The following is a 19814-nucleotide window of genomic DNA, read 5'->3' as shown; positions in this document are numbered from 1 at the left end:
CGACACGGGCGACGTCATCGCATGGGACATCGGCGAGACGGACAAGACATCGGGGAACGACACCGGCAAACCGACGTTGACCATGGTGCGCCGCTGGTCCGCGCCGGACGGCGGCGCCGTCGACCGGCTCGGCTGGAACAGGGACCGGTCGCGGCTCGTCGCGCACACCGCGTCCGGCTGGTGGCGGCCATGGTCGCTCGCCGGCACCGCCACGCTCGCCGGCGCGACGGAGGCCGCCGCCGCGCGCACATCCGTATGCTGGCCCAGCTACAACATGACCGCATTCGGCGGCTCGTTCGCGCGACGCCACAATCTGACCGCATGCCCCGCCGCGCCCGCCGCCACGGCGACGACCGGCGACGGCGGCGTCGGCGACGGAACCGGCTCGGACGGCAGATAGGACAGGGAGGGGAGCGGACCATGGGATACGTGTTCGTGTCGTATTCGCGCCGGCAGTCCGCCGCCGCGGACACGCTCATCGACTGGATGGAACGCAACGGCATCGCCGTATGGAAGGACACGGCGAGCATGCCCGCCGGCGTCGCATGGAGACGGCAGGTCACCGAGGCGATCCGCGGCGCCGACCTCGTCGTCATGTGCGTCTCGCGACTCTGGTACGGCTCACGGGCATGCCGCGACGAGGAGCACTGGGCCGCGCACTACCATCGCCCGCAGGTGCGCATCCCCGTCGACGAGGGACGCTTCGACCCGGCGCGAGCCGTCGCCGCGATCCAGGCCGCATGGGCGGCCGTCACCCCCGAGGACCGGCTCGCCGGCGAACTTGAAACCGCGGCAGGCGACTGGGCGAACCGCGGCGGCCGCTCGCGCGACCTCGCCCGCGGACGCGCGCTGAAAGCGTATAGGCGTGCGTTCGGCGGCTCGGCGCGCGGCCCGCGCGGCTCGCGACAGGGGACGCGCGGCGGCGGCGCGGCGACGGCCGCACCCCGCCCGATCACATCCGTCGCCGCCCGCTACCTCACGCAATCCATCCGCCGCGGCGTCATCCTGCGCGTGCTCGCCGCACTCGCCGCGATCGCGATCGTCTGCGCCGGCGTGAGCGGCGTCACGTTCGCGACCCGCATGCGCCAGATCGACGCGGCCAACACGCAGGCGAACGAGGAATCACGGCGATGGGACGCCCTGCGCGACGCGTTGGACGAAAGCCCGTACAAGGCGATGGAGACCGTGCTCGCGCAACCGCACGACGCGGCCACGATGCGCGGAAGCATGTTCGTCGCCACGATGCGCATGGTGCTCGCCGCCCACGTGCCCGACGACTATGGGGATGCCACGGACCCGCGGTTCTCCGGATATGATTTCCCCGACGCGCTCGACACACGCAGACCCGACGCGCTCGCCGACGCGGGCGTCTCCGCCGCAACCATCGCGAAGACGCGCGGATACGCCGTCTCGCCCGACGGGCTTGAAGTCGCCGCGTTGGGCGGTGCCGACGTGCGCATCCTCGACGCGCGACGCGGCGACACGCTGATGACGCTCACCGGCGCGAACCTCACGAAGGTCACGTCGATGGCGTGGAGCGAGGACGGTTCGGCGCTCGCCGTACGCTCCTCCGACGGGAAGGCGACCGTATGGAAGGTGCGCGCCGGCACGACGATCGTCAAGAACACCGGATCATGGTTCATGGACGGTGCCGCACTGGGCGGCGTGGGCGGGGCGAGCGGCAACGGGAGCCGCGCCGCGCTGCTCGCGCGCGACGGTCGCGTCACGCTCGTCGACACGGCGAAAGGCCGCGTGGTCTCGGACGCCGTGCGCGTGCCGGTCGACGTGGGCGTCGCCATCGCGACCGCCCCGGACGCCACCGACACCGCGGTCGTCGCCGGCACGAAGGACGGGAACACCGTGCTGTACCGGGTCGCGTTCGGCGGCGATGCGAGCGGTGCGGATGGTGCCGGTGGCGCAGGTGATGCCGGTGATGCCGGTGATGCAGGGAAGGCGACGCGGATCGAGGTGCCCGACGGGTGCGCGCCGGGCGCGATCGCCGTGCTGCCTGGCGGACGCGAGATCGCCATCGGATGCGGCGCGCAGATTGACGTGATCGGCATGCGAGGCGGCGGGCCGTCGCGCACGATCGTCAACGATGCGGGCGCGGACGTGACCGCCCTGCGTGCGGACGGCGAAGGACGCCTGTTCGTCGGATTCGACGGCGGCACGCTCGCCGTCGTGGAGGCCGGCTCGTCCACGCTGATTCGTCCGGATGCCGCCGCCTCCGATGTGGGAAGCGTCGGCATCTGCCTGGGCGGCACCGCGCGCGCCGTCGCCGTTTCCGGAAGCAAGGCGCTGTTTGTCGGCGACGGCACGCCCGCGCAGCTCTGCTCACGCGGCGTCTCCCGTTCGAGGACCGGCGACGGCGGGGCGAACGGCGTGGACGCCGCGCGCCGCGACAAGGACCCGTGGACGATGCACATCGGCATGACCGATTTCGCGTCGCTTACCGACGCGCACCAGTCGCGCGCCGTCGCCGCCGCGCCGGACGGGAGCGCGTTCGCCGCGGGACTGTCCGACGGGTCCGTCATGTTCGCCCGCTACGACATGCAGCCCGGTCCTCTCGTGCGCGAGATTCCCGGCGAAGTGCGGGTCGTCGTATACGCGCCGGACGGCAAGCGGGTCGTCGCCGCCACGCGCGACGGGGTGATCTACACCGTGGTCGCGCCGGACGCGGGGGAGTACGAGGGCGCGACGTTGCGCAGGCAGGTGCAGGAGCGGCTGGACCGGGCGCGGAAGCTCGGGCTGGCTCGGTAGTGCTCCGTGGTTCGTCGGGGTTCGGTGGGGCAGTGGGCGCGTCCGACGGTGTAATGGACGTGTCCGGCTGGGGCGATGATCACGTCCGACGGTCGCCTGTCGTGCGGTATCGGCAACGCCGTATGCTGCCGCGCACGACCCGCGATTCGTGCCGGCCGCAACAGCGCGCCAGTATGCCCACGCCGCAACCCCGATGTTTCGTCACGGCGAAACGATTCGGTTGCATGGGGGGACAGATATCTCGATTCCGCTGCCAGCGGGGCATGTGCAGTCGTCAGTGAACCATCATGGTCACGATGCGCCCCCGACGTTTCGCCACGGCGAAACGATTCGGTCACATGAGCGCGGCATCGTCTCGGTTCCGCCGCCGGCAAGGCATTCGCGGTCGCTAGCGAACCATCATGGTCACGACACAACGTCCTTGACTCGCCATGGCGAAACAACCGGGCCATATGCCGACCGTTTTGATTCGCCACATGCGATCAGCGAACCAGATAGACCTCCTGACATCCGTATCGTTTCGTCGGGGCCTTCTCCGGCGAAACGATACGGATAGGGACCAGAGGACTCGTTCTTCAGCGAAACGGCATAGGCAGGAGATAACGGGTTCATTTCGCCGATCCCGTCGTCGGACAGATGACGGCCATTCACACCATGCAACCCCGGCACTTGAATCGGAAGAGCAATGAGCGTTGAGCGGCGGGCATCTCCTCCCACTCAATTGGGAAACAGAGGGTTCTGCCACCCAACTCGGAAACCGGGTGTAGGTGGGCTGGGTGGCAGAGGCTTCTTCCATCCAACCTGGAAACCGAGATGATGCCGGTTGAGTGGAATGCGGTTGCTCCCACTCAGGCGGAAAGCCCAACGACCATGTCCGCACAGACCGGACACGCCATGATCGGAAGGGCTTATCGCACCGGTCTTTATCGGACGCATTTCGCGCCGCACTGGGTACAGAACGCCATCTCGCGCTTTAGCTTCGCGCCGCACTGGCCGCAGAACTTGAACTCCCGCGACGTGTACGACCCCGGAACGGGCGCAGCCGCGGGCTGGGGCAGGGGAACGGGCGGCATCTGCGATCGCGGCGTGAACGGTGTCGTGCTCCCGGACGTGCTCGAAGTCGCATTGTCAGGCGCGGCGGCGGATACGGGAGCTGATGTATGCATAGGTGCGGAGGCCGATGCATACACAGGTGCGGGTGCGGATGCAGCCACAGGCATCGGAGAAGCGGGGGACGCGGCGGATGCCGCGGGAGTCTTCTCGGGGAGTGCGGTCGTTCCCTGGGATCTCTGGGATTGCGCCTGTGCCGTCATGGTCTGCCACGTCGGCGCCGCCGTGGTCGCCGCGGACGTCGCAGTGCCGCCGACCGCGCCGAACAGGCGTTTCGCCGTGGTCGTCCCCGCGTCGAACCACAGATCGTTGTACAGCAGGTACAGTCTGCCGAGGAAGGTGCGTGACTGCTGGTAGACGGCGGCCTTATAGTTCTCCGTGATCGGGGCGTCCTGATTCGCGCCGAGCATGCCGGGACGCAGCAGCCATTCATACGAGTAGTCGGCGATGGTGAGCGGCAGGTTCAGCGCCTCATCCTGGAACGACGGCGTGTATTTGCCGTGTTTCGACTCATACCGGTCGCGGAAGAACCGGTACATGTCGTCGTCGTTGGACAGCAGTGTCGCCATGCTGCGCGAACTTGCGTCGTAGGCCATCGACAGTACGGCGACCAAGGCCAGCATGACCAGCGTGAACACGATCCATCCGATGAACCCGTGCATGTTCTCGCCGCGCAGATCCGCGAGAATGGCGTTCAACTGGTCGGCGGACATGTACCCGTACTCCTCGAGTATGGATCCGGTGCCGTAATCCGTGTACCTGTCCGGCAGGATGATCGACCCGGCCGTGTATCCGGCGTAGGAGCCGGACGGTTTGAATCCGAAATAGAGCACGCCGATGAGTCCGATCACCGGGGGAACGAACGCCGCGTACTTCCAACGTTGCTGGAACATCGGCAACAGCGGATGCCATTCGCCGATGGTCCATTCCTGGGGCGTGAACGGTTTCGTCGGTTTCATGTGGTTCTCGGCGAGCGCGGAGGCGGTATCCGTCTCCGATTCCGGCGTCGTCGGCGTTGCCTGATCCGCGTCGGCCGATGTCGGGGCCGCCGGTTGCACGGTGGGTGCCGCCGGACCGGTGGATGTTTCGTTGGACGTCTTGTCGGTCGTCGCGTCGGGCGCCTTGGCGGTCGCGGGAGTCCGTGTCGGAACCGACAGATGGATCCGCACGGCGGGGTCCTGCGACGGCAGCGGCACCGCGTGCGTGGCGGGTTGCGCGGGTCGGGCCGGTTGCGTCGGCTGCGGAACATGTTGCGTGGATGATTGCGTGGACTGCGGGGACGGAACCGGTCGGGCCGGTTGCGTCATGGATTGCGCGGTCTGGTTGCGGTTCGCCTGTTCGATGACGTCCTGGACCCACGTCTTGAGCTGTTTCATCTCGTCGATGTGACGGACCACGCCGTCCACGTTCGCCCATCGGATGAATTCGAACGTGGCGCGCTGCGCCTGCTCGTCGATCTGGAGGTACGCGGTGAACTCGCCGTTGCCGGTGGTGCGCAGGTGGAACGCGTAGTAGATCCATTGGACGCCGTCGTCGGTCTCCTTCGCGACCTGCAGATTGTCGCCGAGCGGGGACTCCTTCAGCAACGGTTTGACGTCGCTCCACTTGGCGCGGCACGGGTAGGTGAACCTGTGTTCGGTCAACGCCTGCTGCTCCTGATAGGTGCCGCGGCTGAACAGGTTGCGGTTCAACGCGGTGTTCGCCTTGCGTTTCAGGATCTCCCATACGAGGCAGACGGCGAAGAGTCCGACGAAGATGAGTACGCCGAGGGCGGCGCTGCCGCTGTCGTTCATGATGAACTCCTTTGTTGTTCGCGTCGATCAGGCGACGCGTGCGCCGCACCGCGTGCAGAACGTCATGTCGCGTTGCAGTTTCGCGCCGCATTGGCCGCAGAATCTGCAATCATGCGCCGGGGGCGTCGGCGACGGGCCGTGCGTCGCGGCGGCCGGCGCGGAGGGCGCGGAGGGCGGCAATGGTACCGTCTTCGCCCGTGCGGCCTGCGGCGTCCAGCCCGGCAGAGGCGCCGGAGCGGCGTCCGCATGCGGGGATGCGACAGGTTCCGGCAGTGGTACCGGGCTGGACGCCGCTGGCGGGACGGCGCGTGCCGCGGGATTCGGCGCGGCGGCGGCAGGACCGTTCGGCCGCGGGCGGTCCCCGTCGCGCGCCGCGGTCGCCGCGGCGAGTTCCGCCTCGAGTTCGGCGATCTTCCTGTGACGGTCGTCCTCCATGCTCTTGCCGAAGACGAGCATGCCGATGCCTGCGAGCCATGCGGCGCCGGTTCCGATCCACAGCCACACGTAGACCGTGTTCGCATACTCGTAGCCCACATATGACAGCGCCGTGCCCACGATGGCCGCGCCGAGCGCGGCGAACGCGCTCTTGTACGTGTTCTCGCCGCGCGCCTTGTCGAGCTCCTCGCGGATGGTGTTGACGCCGCGCACCGGCTTGCCGTCATCGTCCGTCATCATTCCTCCTTCGTCGTGGATGCTCCGGGATGTACTGTCGGAACGGATATGTCGCGCATCGGGCCGGTCGGGATACGAGATCTCAGCCGAGATCCTCGAGCGTGGGCGGGATCTTCTCGGTCAGCGGGTCGCGCACGTCGCGATGCTCGTCGGAGTATTTGAGCTGCACGCCGATGATGTGGTCGGCGTAGACGATCTCCTTGATGTAGTACACGTAGCCGCCCTTGTAGTAGCTCACGTAGATCGACGGGTCCGCGTTGAGGTCGTAGGTGATCGGCACGCCCGCATTCGCCTCCAGCCGCGCCATCTCGCCGGCCGCGGAGCCGGTCGTGTTGTCCGAGCGCCACGTGGTGATCGTCACGCCCGAACCGGCGAACGTGAATCCGGTGCCGTCGGACGTGGTGCCGGTCTTGCGGAAGTTGTCCGGCACGCTGATCGCGTAGCGGCCCGCCGCGTTCTCGTAGCGTTTCAGCGTGGAGGAGGGCGGGGTGCTCGCGTCCGTGGTGGCGGAGTCGCCGGAGTCGCCGGAATCATCCGAGTCGCCGCCGCGGTCGCGGTAGATGTAGCGGATGATGAGCTCGGACGGGTCGTCGTTCGCCTCGTCGACGATGTCCGTCACGGAACGCTTGCACATGTCCGGCGTGTACGTGACCTTCACCTTCGTGCCGTTCGCGGTGACCGTGCGGGCCCGCTTGCCGGAGAAGTCGAACGTGTTGTCCGCCATCGTCTCGCCGCTCGCGTCCTTGAGCGTGATGCGCGCCTTCGGATCGTCGAATCGCGTGGACGAGCCGTCCGAACACGTGGAGGTGACGAGGATCGTCACGACGAGGTCGTTGCCGGAACGTTCCACCGACACGACCTGCATGTCCGGCGTGGAATCGCATGAGGCGTCCGTCGTCTCGCCGGAGCCGGAACCGGACGTCCCACCGGTCCCGTCCGACGAGGACGATGCGGTGGACACCGGCGACGAATGGGCGTCACGGTACATCGACATGCCGAAGACGACGCCGATGACGAGCAGGATAGCGGCGACGGCGGCACCGATCGCGACGAACGTCTTCTGGCCGCGGCTCCACGGCTGCTTCGCGGCGGTCGCCGCCGGCATCGGCGGACGAATCGGCTGGGAGAGCTGCGGCTGCGGCATGGCCGGTTGAGGCTGTGGCGCGGGATAGACGTACCGGTCCCCGTTCGGAACGGTGGACGCCGTCGGCGAGGGAGCGGGCACATACCGGTTCCCCACGCCGTCGACCATCGTGGCGTCCGTGTCGGAACCGACCGGCTGCGTCGGCTGGCCGCACTCCGTGCAGAACCGGTTGCCGGCCGCGATCGTCGCCCCACATCTCGAACAGATCATGAATCCGCCCTCCTCCGCGAGTTCCTCTGGATTCCAGTATAGGTGGCCGCAGGCGCTTTACGCATGGTCCGGACGATGATCGGCATGGTATCATTGGCGTGTTTCCGGCCAATGGGCCGCTCCGTTTTCTTGCGATGAGGCACGTTGCGTCAGGTGGTCCACCGTCGGAGCGACGCGGGGATCGGGAAGGAGCCGCGATAATGACGTTCGACTCGCTGGATGTGTCCGACGGAGGTGTGTTCGACGTCTTCGACGAGACGACGAAATACGTTCATGACGATTCCGTGACGTTGGCCATCGGATTGGGGAACGCGGGAACCCGGGCGTTGCGCTCGCTCAAACGGGAGATGTTCCTGCGGTTCCGCTCCCCGGAGCCGTTCGACCGCACGCGGTTCCTCGCCGTCACCGCCGACTGGTTCATGCAGGGCGGCGCAAGCTCGCCCATGGCCTTGCGCGAATACGACACGGATCACCTGGAGGGGAGCGAATACTCGGACATCGGAATCAGCATGCACTTCCCCGAGTGGTTCCGCGAGAACCGCGCCCGTTACGAACGCGACCCACGGTTCCGGGACTGGCTTGACTTCGATGACATGGAGACCCGGTTGGATGGTCTGTCATACGAGTCCACCGACGGAAGCCGTCGGATGGGCCGGTTTCTCATGATTCTCGCGGCCGAGGGGTTCGTGCGGCATGTGCGACGGGTCATCGCCTCGGCTATGCGCGGTCTTGACTCCTCGACGCCGATCAGGGTGATGGTGATCGCCAATCTCGACGAGGGCACCGGTTCGGGCGCGCTGATGGACGCCTGCTATGTGGTCCGCAAGGCGCTGGAGTTGTATCCGCGGGTTGAATCGCACGGGTTCCTGCTCGTGCACGAGTCCGATGTGAGGCATCTTCACGAGGTGGGAGAGCGCCGGGCCGATGCGGAGCGGACGCTGTGGGAGATGCTCGACCGCATGCGCGACGATGGCCGTCGCACGGCGTGGCGGCAGGTGTACTCCGAAGACGGTTCGTTGGTCGTGGACACGACGATGCCGCCGTTCGACCGGTGCCATCTGGTCGTGCGGAGCGGCGTCGACGATTGGAACTGGGTGCTCCGTCCCTATGCGTCGTACGATCGTCTGGCGGATCGCCTGATCGACATGCTGATACGGGATGATGACGGTGGTGGGAGCGACGCGGGCGCCGACGGTCCGGCCGTGGACGTGATGACGGTCGCCGGCGCGATGATGCCGTATTCGATGATGCTCGCGGATCTGCTGGAGCGGCCGGTCGCCATGCTGGACGATCTGAGCGAGGGGAAGGGCATGCCCGCCGAGGAATACCGGCGGTTCCAGAAGACGATCGGCATCGACCCCGACTATTGCCCGGATCGCGAGGCCACGGTCATCCATCTCGGAGAGCTCGGCGATCTCGTTCTCCCCGAGGTCCGGCTGCCCGGAGACGCCGACATGTTCCTTGGGACGGTGGGTGAGCTTTCCCGGACATTCGAGGAGTATCGGAAGAACGTCCGCGAATGGTCCGAGGTCCGGGGCAAGAGAGGAACACCCGATCCGACGTGGCCGTACGATGCAGCCCGGCGCATCGTCGCCGGCACGCCGGTCGACGATGCCGCCGTCGCCCACGACCTGCTGTGGGCGCTCGCACGGGGCGAAGGCGACGACGCGGAGGGGCCGAGCATCGACGAGCTGACGGTGTACCGGCGCTTCTGCCGGTTCGCGAGGGACCGTTTCCCCGGGATCGTCGGTCTGGCCATGACGGATCTGCTCGCCTGCGACGGGCGGGAGAGCAGATCCGCCGAGGACGCGGCGGACGACCTCCTGCATGGGCTGATGGAGCGGGCCACGGTGGACGTCGCGGAGGATTCCGGCAGTGGTGACGGCTGCGGCGTCGGTTCCGAAGCGCGATGGCGGACGGTCGTCACGCTGCCGGCCGGCGACCCGACGCTTGCGGAAGCGGCGCGACGATTCGCCGCCACGATGCCGGACGTCACCGTCCGCGTCGACTCCATGCCCGACCGTCTCCGTGTCACACGGTCCATGCCGGTCATCGTCTGAGTCCGGTTCCCGCGGATGGGCCGACTCAGCGGACCTTCGCACCGCATTGGCCGCAGAACTTCGCGTTCGGCGACAGTTTGGCGCCGCAGCTCGTGCAGAACCGTCTGCCGGTCTGCGGTGCGGATGCTGCAGGTGACGGGGCGGACGGGGCCGATGGCATGGGAACGGGGGAAGCGGCCGGACTCGCGCTCGGCGTGCCCGCCGCGCTCGCAGGCGAACGCCCCAGCGTCGCGTCGAGACGCGCCTTGAGCGCGTCGTGCAGGCGGCGCGAGTGGGAATCGGATGAGGATGCCGATTGGGATGTCGATGCGGTCGATACGGGAGACGCCGATGTGGCGTCGTCTTTGCCGCCGTCATTGCGGTGCAGCCATCGGTGGACGGTGCCCAACAGCTCACGGGCTCGTTCATCCACCTGCTCCGCCGTCGCCTGTGGGTCGAGATCGCACATCACCGTTCCGATGCCGGAAAACAGATACGGTCGGCATGGGCCGAATCGTTCCACGCCGCTCCACGTGGCCGTCAGTTCCTGCTCCGTCATGGTACTGAGAGGGAACAGCAGTTTCGGACCGGGGTCGTCGTGTTCGACGCCGGCGGTCGCGAACAGGTTGACGTCGCCGAATCCCTCGGCATCGTACGGTTTCAGGTACATGTCGTAGCCGACCTGTCTCCATGATGCCAGTGCGCGGACGAGCTCCGGCGACATCAGTCCCAGATCATAGCCGTCCTTCGCCGAATCATTGTGAGTCGTGGGTTCATGCGTATGTTCGAAACCGGGTACGTACCATGGCGCCACCACGCTGCCCATGCCGATCGCCGCGGCCGCTCCCACGGTGGCGACGCCGTTGTCGAACAGGGCGTTGACGATGGCGAAATCCGGATGTCGTTTCGATCATATCAGCGTTTCATGCAGGCATTCGACGCGCAGCAACTTCGTCGCCTCGCCTCCGGCGGCGATGCACATCATGGCGGAACCCTGCGGACCCTCGAACAGACTCCAGTACAATAATCCGCCGGCGAGTTCGCCGGTCATATCCGTGTTCAGGCAGCCGGAGTCGGAGTGTCTTGAAGCTTTGAAGTTGAGGTCCGGGAATATGCCGTCGAGCGTGGTGAGCAATTGTTCCGCCGGCGCCTGCGAATACAAGATGATTCCCGGTGCCGCGGACAGTAGGTTGTACACCCCTTTGGTCATGTCGTTGTCGTCGAACGGGCCTCCGAATCGTGTGATCGGAGAGCTGCTTGTGTCGTTGAACAGGCTGAGATCCACCATGATGTCTTCCTTTCCCTATCGGTCGACGTGCGGGATCAACGGTTCGCGTCCGCGGCGGCGACGAGCGGATCCTTGCGGTGCTCCAGCACGTTGATGAACTCGTCGCCGTTGATCTCCCACGCGTCGTTCGCGTGCCGGAACACCTGGTCGATGAGTTCGGCGGGCGGTACGTACGCGCCGCAGTACAGGCTGCTGGTGCTGTTGACCGTTCCCGTGGTCGGATCCATCTGGAACGCGAAGTGGATGCGGTTGTAGTTCGCCGCCGTGAGGAAGATCATCGCGTCCGCGAGACGGTCCGTGTCGTCGGCCGGGACCTGCCTGACTACCGACAGCGATCCTTCGGGGATCTCGGGCTGGTTGGTGACGCAGATCGCCTCGGACGTGATGTCGAAGTTGATGCGCGCCCTCTTGACGGCGGTGGACCGCGAGAAATTCCATTCCAACGTGACCACGCCCGTATCGGGGTTCGTCTCGTACGTGAAGTTCCGCGAATCGAGATACGCGGTGACCGCGTGGAACAGGTCGGGACTGTAGTTCGCCATGATGCTCTCCTTCGTAAATGGGTGATGCGGCCGTCGCGGCGTCGCGATGCCGGGGAAGAAGGAGGGGCCGAATGGCCGGAACACATCTTTCACCCTAGCACCATGAGGCCGTTCGTTCCGTGTTCGACATGGGACATGTCGCGTCGATGCCGCAATAGGAGACGAAAGGCGGTATCATCGGAATCATTCATGGCAGTCGCCATCCCCTTCTCGAAGACGCATGCATGGACGCATGCGGGACGACTACGGCCGGCATGCGTCGGCGACGGGAGGAACCGACATGGTGGGATTGCCTGATGGAAAGCGCGCGACGGACGTTTACGACTATCTTGAACCGGCGGGCGACGACGATCCGAAGGCCGGACTGCGTAGGCATATCAGGAATGCTCAGAGAACGGTCATGGTCTACTACTCGTCGACTCTGACATCCGCGCAGTTGCTGCCCTTGGTCGATTCGCTGATCGAGGAGGATCTGACGCAGAGCAGGTATATGGTCGAAGGCATCGTGGCGAGCGCGGGCACCGAAGTGGTGTGGATGCTGTTCGATGGTCCGGCGGGGTCCGCCTTGATGATTCTGCCCAGCAGGGATCCGCAGATGACATTGAGATTCCTGTGCCGAGGTTCCGCGGACGTCTTTTCGCGGCATGATCTGCATTTCAGCAGTCCAAGGACCGTTATGGCCGACCGTGACGCGTGCGAGATCATGCGCGCGGGAGGCCTCGTCGCGCCATGGGAGGTGCCGGGTTACGGGCAGCTCGTGCAACATGTGAAAGGCGTGGAGGAGTATCCGGTGATCGACCTGATGCCGGCGGGCTTCTTCTGCGCCATGGGAGGCTGGGAACGCGGCGCATACGGATGCTACACCACCGTGATCGGCGAGGGGGACATGGCGCAGACGATCATGTTCGGCGATCAGGGCCTCGAATCGATGGGATTGCCGTCGCCGGTGATGTCGATGCCGGTGGAGATCACCGATTGTGACTCCTACGTCGCACGGTACGGCGGCGACCGCGTCATCAACGGCGGCTACCACATCGTGTGGGCGGATGCCGGCGACGGGGAGGGGATCGTGCAGTTCGCGCTGTCTGTGCCGAGAAGCTGCTTCGCTCCCGGACAGTCGCGGGACCGGTACCGTCGGATCGTCGACGACATCGTGCAGCGGTTCCTTACCGATGCGCGCAACGGATTCCGGACGGATTCGCAGGTGTTCTCCGCTACGGTTCCGGCGCCCCAGCCCGTCCCGCAGCCGACGGCGTCGCCTCAGCCCGCGGCGTCGACGCGACGCGCGAACCGGCGGATCGTCACCGAAAAGGTCGTCTGCCCGCGATGTGGCGGCAGGATTCCCGTGAACCGCCGATTCTGCACGCAATGCGGCGCGAAACTGCGCTGACGGATGAGCCGATACGGAGAGGAGAAGCATGATGACGACGTTCGAGGGAAGGACGCTCGACCAGGACACGCTGATGGAGGCCATACGACTCGCCCCCAACGACAAGGCGAGCGCCCAATGGCTGACGCACGTCGCGGACAACGGCAAGCTGGCGGTGATCGCAGCGCAGCTGGCACCGCTCAGTATCGCCAACAGTTACCTTGACGCCACTACACGGCTCAGGCGTTGGGGAGGACAGATCGGCCCGGCGATAGCGATGGTGCCGGCCTCGTATGCCGAGCTGGTGTACGGAATAGTGGAGAGCTCCATCGGCGACACATTCCGTTACGCGTTGGGGCAGCGCGATCCGGCCGAGTATGTCGCCGAATCGAAGCGTCTCGCGGACCGGTATCTGCGGGAACTGCCCGGAGCCGTCGACCTCACCGCGCTCGCGCACGCCGTTCAGATGGCGGGTCCGGACGACTATGGCACGTGCCTGGTGGGCAGATCGATGCTGGATGCCGTGTTCCTCGCCGCTTCGGCGACGGAGACGACGGGGAAGGCATCCCCGCGGCGACAGGCGGCTGCCGCCGCTTCCGCGCCTTCATCGACGTCGGCATCCGCAACGTCCGAGCAATCCTCCTTCGCCGATTTCATGAACCGGCTCAAGCTCTTCGACGCCGCGGAAGCGCTCGGCGAACAGATGATGCTGTATTTCGGTGGCGTGGCTGCGGCCTTCGTGTTCGGCGTCGCCCCACTGCTCTGGAACTGGGTCACGCCGGATGGCGGTCCGATCGCCGATTTCGCCAAGACCAGCGCGATCGGCGCGGTCATCGGGGCCGCGATCGGCGTGGTCGTGCTCGCCGTGATGTGCGCCGCATCGGGCAAGCCGTTGAAGACGCCCAACTGGACGGTTGCGATCGGCTGTGTCGTAGGCATAGGCGGCACCATCTATCTCGGTATGCGGATGACCGAGAACATCATCACGGTGCCGACGTTCATTCAGCACGTCGGCGTCATGGTCGCCGCCGGCTTCGTCGTGTGCGCCCTGATCGACGGTCTCGTCTCCATGGTCGCCACCGACTAGCCGCCGGCGACCATGGAGACGAGCCTCACTACGCCGCAAGATGCGGATACCGTTTCAGCAGGGGCTTCAGCTTATGGTCCTGCACATACTCCACATTGTGTTGCGTATCGGGTTCGGGGGTCAATGCGATCGACTGATGGTACCAGTATGCGGCCCATGCGGCATTCTGCTTCGCGGCTTTGCCGTGTTCGTATGCCCATTGTCCGAGTGCGCCTTGACGTTCGTCGGTCGTCCATCCTTTTGCGTTCCGGTGCTTGAGGTACATGTCGCCCAGCTGGCAGGCTGCAAAGCATGCTGACAGTCCCTTGCCTTGCTCGGTCGCCAGCCGGTACCAATGCGCCGCCTGCTCGTAGTCCTTTTCGACGCCTTCTCCCTTCTCGTATCTCACGCCGAGACCGAACATGGCGCCGGCGTCCCCTTGCTCCGCCGCCTTCCGGCACCAATAGACGGATTGCCCGTCGTCGATATGGTGCAGCGCGTCGGCGAGCAGCGCCTGTGCCGTGCGGTCGCCCTGCTCCGCCGCCCGACGGTACCATGATCTGGCCTGTTCCTCGTCCTTGGGTGTTCCCACGCCGTACATGCAATAGTCGCCTACTCTGATCTGGGCGTTGACGTGGCCGGCTTCGCCGGCTTTGCGATACCATGCGGCGGCGGCCTTGAAATCCTTGTCCTTATGGGCTTGTTCGCCGCGTCGATACCATTCCTCCGGAGTCTCGCGGCTCGCAGTGGGCTGGGCTTCGCGTGGTTCCGACGCGTGCGGGCGTGACGTGGAATAGGTCGACGGCTGCCAGCCCGACGGCTGCGGGGCCTTTTTCGGCGCGGGCCGCTGCGGGCTGCCCGGTTTCGGCCAGGGGCGCGGGGTTTCGGCGACCTTCGGTGCGGAGCCCTCCGATGCCGCTTTCGGAGTGTTTCCGTCGAACCGCCACTGCGATGGCGTGCAGGCGATGTCGTGGGTCTGGCAGTACCACAGCAGATACCCCGCGGCGGTTTTGGCGCTGACGAGCGTGCCGGCCGTACCGGAGGCGTCGCGGATCATACGGATGAAATGCGGTGCCTGATTGTCGCTTTCCATCGTCTTCGTGTAGGCGCACGCCTCGCCGGCGTCATCCAGCACCTGCATCACCGCCAGATACCGCAGGTACTCGTCATAGTCCGCCTTCGAACGTTCGCTGGCGAACGTCCTGTCGATGCAGCAGCGGAACAGCTTCGTGCGCGCCTCGGTCAGCGTATCGTGCTTGCGCGGCATCGCCTCGAACCGTTCGCGGGCGTCGCCGCGCAGTTCGAACGCCGACTTGTACCAGCAGGTCTGTGGGCTGCCGCCGAGGAACGTGTACAGGTCCTCCACGCCGCAGACGGCGAGGGACGAACGGATTCTCTCGTACATGGTGAAGGAACGGGGTTTCGGCGGTTCGGCCGGTGCAAGGGCGTCGGATGGCGTGGCCGTCCGACGGATGTCGATATGCTTCCGCCGGATGAACGCGCGTACGGCGATCGGCGTCGGCGCATAGCCGGTTTCGTCGGCGATCTTGCCGGCGATGAGACCGATCTCGGGGTCGGCGATGAATCCTTTGCTGGCGAAATTGCCCACATGCTTCGCCATCGCCTCATCGACGATGCCGCGCGCCTCATCGAACTGCCGTTCGCGTTTCGCCTGCGTGTCCAATGCCGCTTCGGCATGCTGCAGCAGGTCGAGTCTGCGTTTGCCCGCCAACGCCTTGCGGGGATTGTTGATGGCCCGGGCGTTTTCGAGCTGCTTGTCGCGAATCGCCCGACGAATCGGTTCCATCACTTCCGGATCGGCATCGCTCCTGCCGGACAGATCGTCGTCCGGATCGAAGATGCCGAGCAGCAGATAGTAGTTCGTCGATGCGTCCATGGTCGATATGATCCTTCCCTATGTCGTGATGAGGCCCGTCGGGATGCCGTCGTTCCCGTGTTCTCCCGTCCGGTCCTACGGTCGGAAGCCGATGGAGGCGAGCTGGACCGCCGGCATGACGGCGCAGCCGAAGACGACGATCACGACGGCGATGATGTACAGCGCGATGCGCGTTCCTTTGCCGGTCGTCGGCCGTTCCGCCGCGGTCGCGAGCCATGCGGCGATGAGGAAGGCCAGTACGGCGAATACGGCGTACGCCCAGGCTAGGGGTATCTGCGGCAGAAGCTGGTATCGCGGCGTGAAGAAATGGGAGGCGGTGACTGGGATGGCATGCAGCTGCCCCATCATCAGCACGACGATCGACGAGCTGGCGAACATCACGGCGCCGCACGCCATGGCCGCGGTGACGACCGCGCAGACAAGACGGTCCGCGCCGGTCGTGGCGATGCGGCCCAGATACCGGAATGCCAGATATGTCACGAGATACGCGGTCGTGGCGCCGATCACGCCGATCGCCATCATCGTCGGCGTGATGTGGATGCGCGCGTTCCCCGGCTGGAAGACCTGGAGGAAGATGATCGGGGAGAGCGAGCCCAGCATGCCCACGCCGACCGAGGCGATCGAGATCGGTTCGACCGGTTCGGGAGTCGTTGCGGCCGTGCCGGACTTCCCCGCCGAGGGTGCCGGCGATGATGAGTCTGATGGTGACGGGGCGGACGTATCGGGCTTGTTTCCCGTGGAATCGCCGGACGGTGCGGAGGAGGAGGCAGGTCGCGACCAACCCGAACCGCTTGGCATCGGAGATGCCGGTGATCCACCAGACGGCGCGGACGAAGAAGATGGGCGTGCCCAGCCGCCCGATGCCGGAGAACCCGCCGGTTGCGCGGTGCCGGAGCGTGTCCACCCGCCATGGCCGTCGCCGGTGGTGCCGCCCGAGCCGGTGGCGCCACCGGCGTTCGATGAGGCCGAGCTGGAGCGTGTCCACCCAGAGGATCCGTTCGTCATGATCAGTGCCTCCTTTTCCCGCCGAAGATGCCCTGGACCGAACCGAGGATGGACGGTCTGTGTCGCTGTTCCGTCGCCTCCAGCGCGGCGACGATGCCGTTGTAGAGCTCGTCGAACGACCGGTCGGGGAACCGGATTCCGTACGACCGTTCGTAGCGTGCGATGAGCTTGTCCATCTGCCGCTTGTCGTCGGCGGCGCGTGCGAGCGTCTTCAAGCGCACGCCGTTGCCGGCCAGCTCCTCGGCGATCGCGCGCGCCAGCTGGTCCGCGCGGTAGCGCACGCCCTGTGTGCCGTCGACGAATCCGGCGTCCACGGCGATGAGGAGCAGAATGTCGTCGACGCGTGCGTGCGCGGCGGTTTCGCGCATCGCGGCGCGGATGATCGTCGCCGTATGTTCGCGGGGAACGACGATCGCCTGCAGATTCCAGCAGGATCGTCCGGTCGGCACGCATGCCGCCACGTCCCGCGCGATGGCGCCCAGATACGCGTCCAGCTGGTTGCCGGCGACCGTCAACGGCAGATCCGCGGCGGAGGCCTGGATGCGCCGCAGCGTGACGTTCGCCGTGTTCTCGTCGGGGCGTTTCGCCGTGGCCGATCGGGCGAGCGACGTGACGAGACGACGGTATCCGACGAGTCTCATGCGCGGCGGGACGGGCGTGCCCAATTGGCCGCACAGTTGCAGTGTGTTGTCACGCAGACGGTCGTAGTCGTCGCCCGGCCGCGCGTCGAGCGGCATGCCCGCGTCCACGTCGGCGATCTGCCGCTCGTACCATGATCTCGGCACGTTTGCGCCGAGCAGCCGGCTCGCCGCGACCATGCCGTGGTAGCGGGTGAACGGCGAGCCGTCGCGCCCGGCCGCCGTCTCTATGACGCCGAGCAGATGGTTCAGGTGCGCCTGCCTGTACGTGTCCGACAGGGCGTCGCCGAAGGCCGGCGTGGCGAGCAGGTCGAGGAACCGGGACGGCGGCGTGTTCGCCAATCGCGCCTGCTCGTCCAACAGCAGATCGGCCAGCCGATGGTATTCGGCGTCGCCGCACAGCGTCCGCAGGCAGCGAAGTCGCGCGTCGTCGTCCTGCGCGAGATACCAGTCGCGCAGCATCGCATAACAGGCGGCGGCGGCCTGGCTCGGCCGGGCCGCCGGGTTCGGGGAGTCCACGAACCGTGCGTCCGCGCTGCCGGACATCACGTCGATGAGGAACAGGAACCACGCCCATGGTATGGGCGCCAGCGCGCGCGCCATGCCGTCCACGAGACGTGAGGCGTCCGCGTCGCCGTCATGGGCGATGACGACGCGGACGAGCCGGTCCATCATCAGCGTGTTGCGGGTGCCGACCGCCTGCACCATCACGCTCAACGGTCGTCCGAGCGGATCGTCGCCGCGCGTCGCCTGCGCGGCCGCGCGCACCGCGCCGGCGAACCACGCCGCCACGACATGCGCCGTCCACGGCATCGGCGTGCCCGGTGCGGCGCCGTCGCCCAGATCGATGTTCGGATTGTCGGCGAGACGCGCGAACAGTTCGGTGTCGAGGTCGCGGTGCGCCGCGGCGAACACGTTGGCGGCGATCGCGTGCCGCTGCTCGTAGGCGGTATGGTCCGGAGCGGATGTGGAGAACACGTCGACGATGAGATCGAGGCACCGTTGCGTGGCCGTCGCCGCATAGTCGGGATCGCTTTCCGCGATGCCGCCGAGCGTGTTGGCGATGATGCCGAGCCGTCGCTCGTCGAAGGTCGTCGAGGCGATGTCACGGAACATGCCGTCCGCGAACCGTCGCCACATGTCCGGGCGGCAATGGCGTTGCAGGAACGCGATCGCCGCGTCGATGGAGTCGGCGTCCATCCGCGCGAACGGCGTCATGCCGTTGACGAGCCGCAGCAGCGCGTACGCCGCGCCGAGCTGCGTGTCCGTGCCCGCATAATCGGTCTCGTCGAGGAACCGGTGGAACACGGTCAGCGAGTCGGGACTGTACTGCATGGCGCCCACGATGAACGTGCACAGCTCGTCGGCGGTGAGGGATTCGAGCACACTGGCCTCCGGCGTGGGCTCGTCCGCGCCGAAGACCATGTGCGGCGGTTGCGGCGCGGAAGGATCGAGGAGGTCGAACACGGCGCAGGATGCCGTGAGATCGGCGGACATGCCGTTGATGCCGTCCACGGCGCGCACGATGTCCGCGTTCGCGTAGGTGATGTCCTTCTCATAGGTGGAGAAGCCGTAGCCGAGGGCCTGACGGATGGGCAGCGCCATCTGGATCGCCGACACCCACATCGTGAAGTCGTCGGCGCTGCAGCGGATGACGATCCTGCGTGTGTACGGTTTGCCGGCGACGGTCGTATGCCGGCCGAGGAAGCGTCGCAGCATGTCGGTGAGGATCTGGGAACGCGGGACGCCTATGTTCGGCTCGTCCTGCGCGATGAACCGCCGTACGGCTTCGGCGGTGACGCCGTTGCGTCGCGGCTCCACCTCGGGCAACGGCTCCGGCGCCTGTGCGCTGCGCGCCAGATTCAGATCCATCGTCGTCCAGAACGTGGGGGACTGGATGTACTGGCATGGGTAGGCGTCCATGTCGGCGGCGCGGACCACGAGCGCGTGGTCGATGTAGTTGCCTCCGCGGATCACGCCTTCCGGGTAGTCGCGGCCGATGTACGTGGCCAACGCCATGCGGTACAGGCCGTCCGGACCGTTCATGGGGCCGAAATGGTTGCGGCTCGGGTAGAGTGCGAGTTCTTCGGGGGTGCCTGGCTGGGGCGGGAATTGCGGGCCACGTGGGGCGGCGTACTCCTGTGGGCCCAGATCGTTGCCGTCGGCCAGCCATCGCGCCATGCCGGGGGACTGGGAGTACACCTGGAATCCCGACGTGTTCCCGGAGATGCCCTTGTTGCAGGAGGTGTAGATTCGCTGTTCCGCTTTCATCATGCGACCT

Annotated in this window: 14 protein-coding genes; 5 read left to right on the top strand and 9 right to left on the bottom strand. The window is 66.5% G+C overall.

From position 1 onward, the window contains the following. Both Uis4E_RS11995 and Uis4E_RS10990 read left to right on the top strand, forming a co-directional pair. A partial coding sequence (locus tag Uis4E_RS11995; RefSeq protein WP_165784971.1) for a hypothetical protein occupies positions 1-400 on the top strand: 400 nt, incomplete at its 5' end. 20 nt (positions 401-420) lie between these two features. After that, entirely contained in the window at positions 421-2760 is a 2340-nt protein-coding gene (locus Uis4E_RS10990) for a toll/interleukin-1 receptor domain-containing protein (RefSeq protein WP_165784970.1), read from the top strand. 923 nt (positions 2761-3683) lie between these two features. Here the strand turns inward: Uis4E_RS10990 and Uis4E_RS10985 are convergent. From Uis4E_RS10985 to Uis4E_RS10975, 3 genes are all read right to left on the bottom strand, one after another. After that, positions 3684-5663 carry a zinc ribbon domain-containing protein gene (locus Uis4E_RS10985; protein ID WP_101623200.1) on the bottom strand — a complete coding sequence of 660 codons (1980 nt, stop codon included), beginning with the start codon at positions 5661-5663 and terminating at the stop codon, positions 3684-3686. A gap of 27 nt (positions 5664-5690) precedes the next feature. Beyond that, positions 5691-6335 carry a zinc ribbon domain-containing protein gene (locus Uis4E_RS10980; protein WP_133125465.1) on the bottom strand — a complete coding sequence of 215 codons (645 nt, stop codon included), beginning with the start codon at positions 6333-6335 and terminating at the stop codon, positions 5691-5693. 82 nt (positions 6336-6417) lie between these two features. Continuing rightward, positions 6418-7689 carry a zinc ribbon domain-containing protein gene (locus Uis4E_RS10975; protein ID WP_101623198.1) on the bottom strand — a complete coding sequence of 424 codons (1272 nt, stop codon included), beginning with the start codon at positions 7687-7689 and terminating at the stop codon, positions 6418-6420. A gap of 200 nt (positions 7690-7889) precedes the next feature. Here Uis4E_RS10975 and Uis4E_RS10970 point away from each other — a divergent pair, with 200 nt between their 5' ends. After that, positions 7890-9749, top strand: coding sequence for a tubulin-like doman-containing protein (locus Uis4E_RS10970; protein WP_165784969.1), 1860 nt, complete (start codon positions 7890-7892; stop codon positions 9747-9749). Between the two features lie 25 nt (positions 9750-9774). On the opposite strand, the gene Uis4E_RS10965 is transcribed toward Uis4E_RS10970, so the two are convergent. The 3 genes from Uis4E_RS10965 to Uis4E_RS10955 all read right to left on the bottom strand — a co-directional run bounded on the left by Uis4E_RS10965 (position 9775) and on the right by Uis4E_RS10955 (position 11558). Beyond that, positions 9775-10554, bottom strand: coding sequence for a zinc ribbon domain-containing protein (locus Uis4E_RS10965; RefSeq protein WP_133125464.1), 780 nt, complete (start codon positions 10552-10554; stop codon positions 9775-9777). Positions 10555-10638: 84 nt separating this feature from the next. Further along, the gene (locus Uis4E_RS10960) at positions 10639-11016 is read right to left on the bottom strand and encodes a hypothetical protein (RefSeq protein WP_101623195.1); all 378 of its coding nucleotides are present in this window, start codon (positions 11014-11016) and stop codon (positions 10639-10641) included. Positions 11017-11051: 35 nt separating this feature from the next. Beyond that, positions 11052-11558 carry a hypothetical protein gene (locus Uis4E_RS10955; RefSeq protein WP_101623194.1) on the bottom strand — a complete coding sequence of 169 codons (507 nt, stop codon included), beginning with the start codon at positions 11556-11558 and terminating at the stop codon, positions 11052-11054. A 232-nt stretch (positions 11559-11790) separates the two neighbouring features. Between Uis4E_RS10955 and Uis4E_RS10950 the strand changes: the two genes are divergently transcribed. Both Uis4E_RS10950 and Uis4E_RS10945 read left to right on the top strand, forming a co-directional pair. Next, positions 11791-12948, top strand: a complete 1158-nt coding sequence (locus Uis4E_RS10950; protein WP_101623193.1) for a zinc ribbon domain-containing protein — start codon at positions 11791-11793, stop codon at positions 12946-12948. 28 nt (positions 12949-12976) lie between these two features. Continuing rightward, positions 12977-14014 (top strand): hypothetical protein, encoded by a 1038-nt coding sequence (locus Uis4E_RS10945; protein ID WP_101623192.1) that lies wholly within the window; start codon positions 12977-12979, stop codon positions 14012-14014. A 28-nt stretch (positions 14015-14042) separates the two neighbouring features. Here Uis4E_RS10945 and Uis4E_RS10940 read toward each other — a convergent pair whose 3' ends face one another. The 3 genes from Uis4E_RS10940 to Uis4E_RS10930 form a co-directional block, all read right to left on the bottom strand. Further along, positions 14043-15890, bottom strand: a complete 1848-nt coding sequence (locus tag Uis4E_RS10940; RefSeq protein WP_101623191.1) for a tetratricopeptide repeat protein — start codon at positions 15888-15890, stop codon at positions 14043-14045. A gap of 75 nt (positions 15891-15965) precedes the next feature. Next, entirely contained in the window at positions 15966-16490 is a 525-nt protein-coding gene (locus tag Uis4E_RS10935; protein WP_101623190.1) for a hypothetical protein, read from the bottom strand. Positions 16491-16897: 407 nt separating this feature from the next. Continuing rightward, positions 16898-19807, bottom strand: a complete 2910-nt coding sequence (locus Uis4E_RS10930) for a GAP1-N2 domain-containing protein (protein ID WP_101623189.1) — start codon at positions 19805-19807, stop codon at positions 16898-16900. Between the last annotated feature and the right edge of the window lie 7 nt (positions 19808-19814).

The organism is Bifidobacterium parmae, assembly GCF_002860365.1.
Taxonomy (GTDB): Bacteria; Actinomycetota; Actinomycetes; order Actinomycetales; family Bifidobacteriaceae; genus Bifidobacterium; species Bifidobacterium parmae.
The sequence above is the reverse complement of the archived record's forward strand: the minus strand, read 5'-3'. Positions and strand labels throughout refer to the sequence as shown.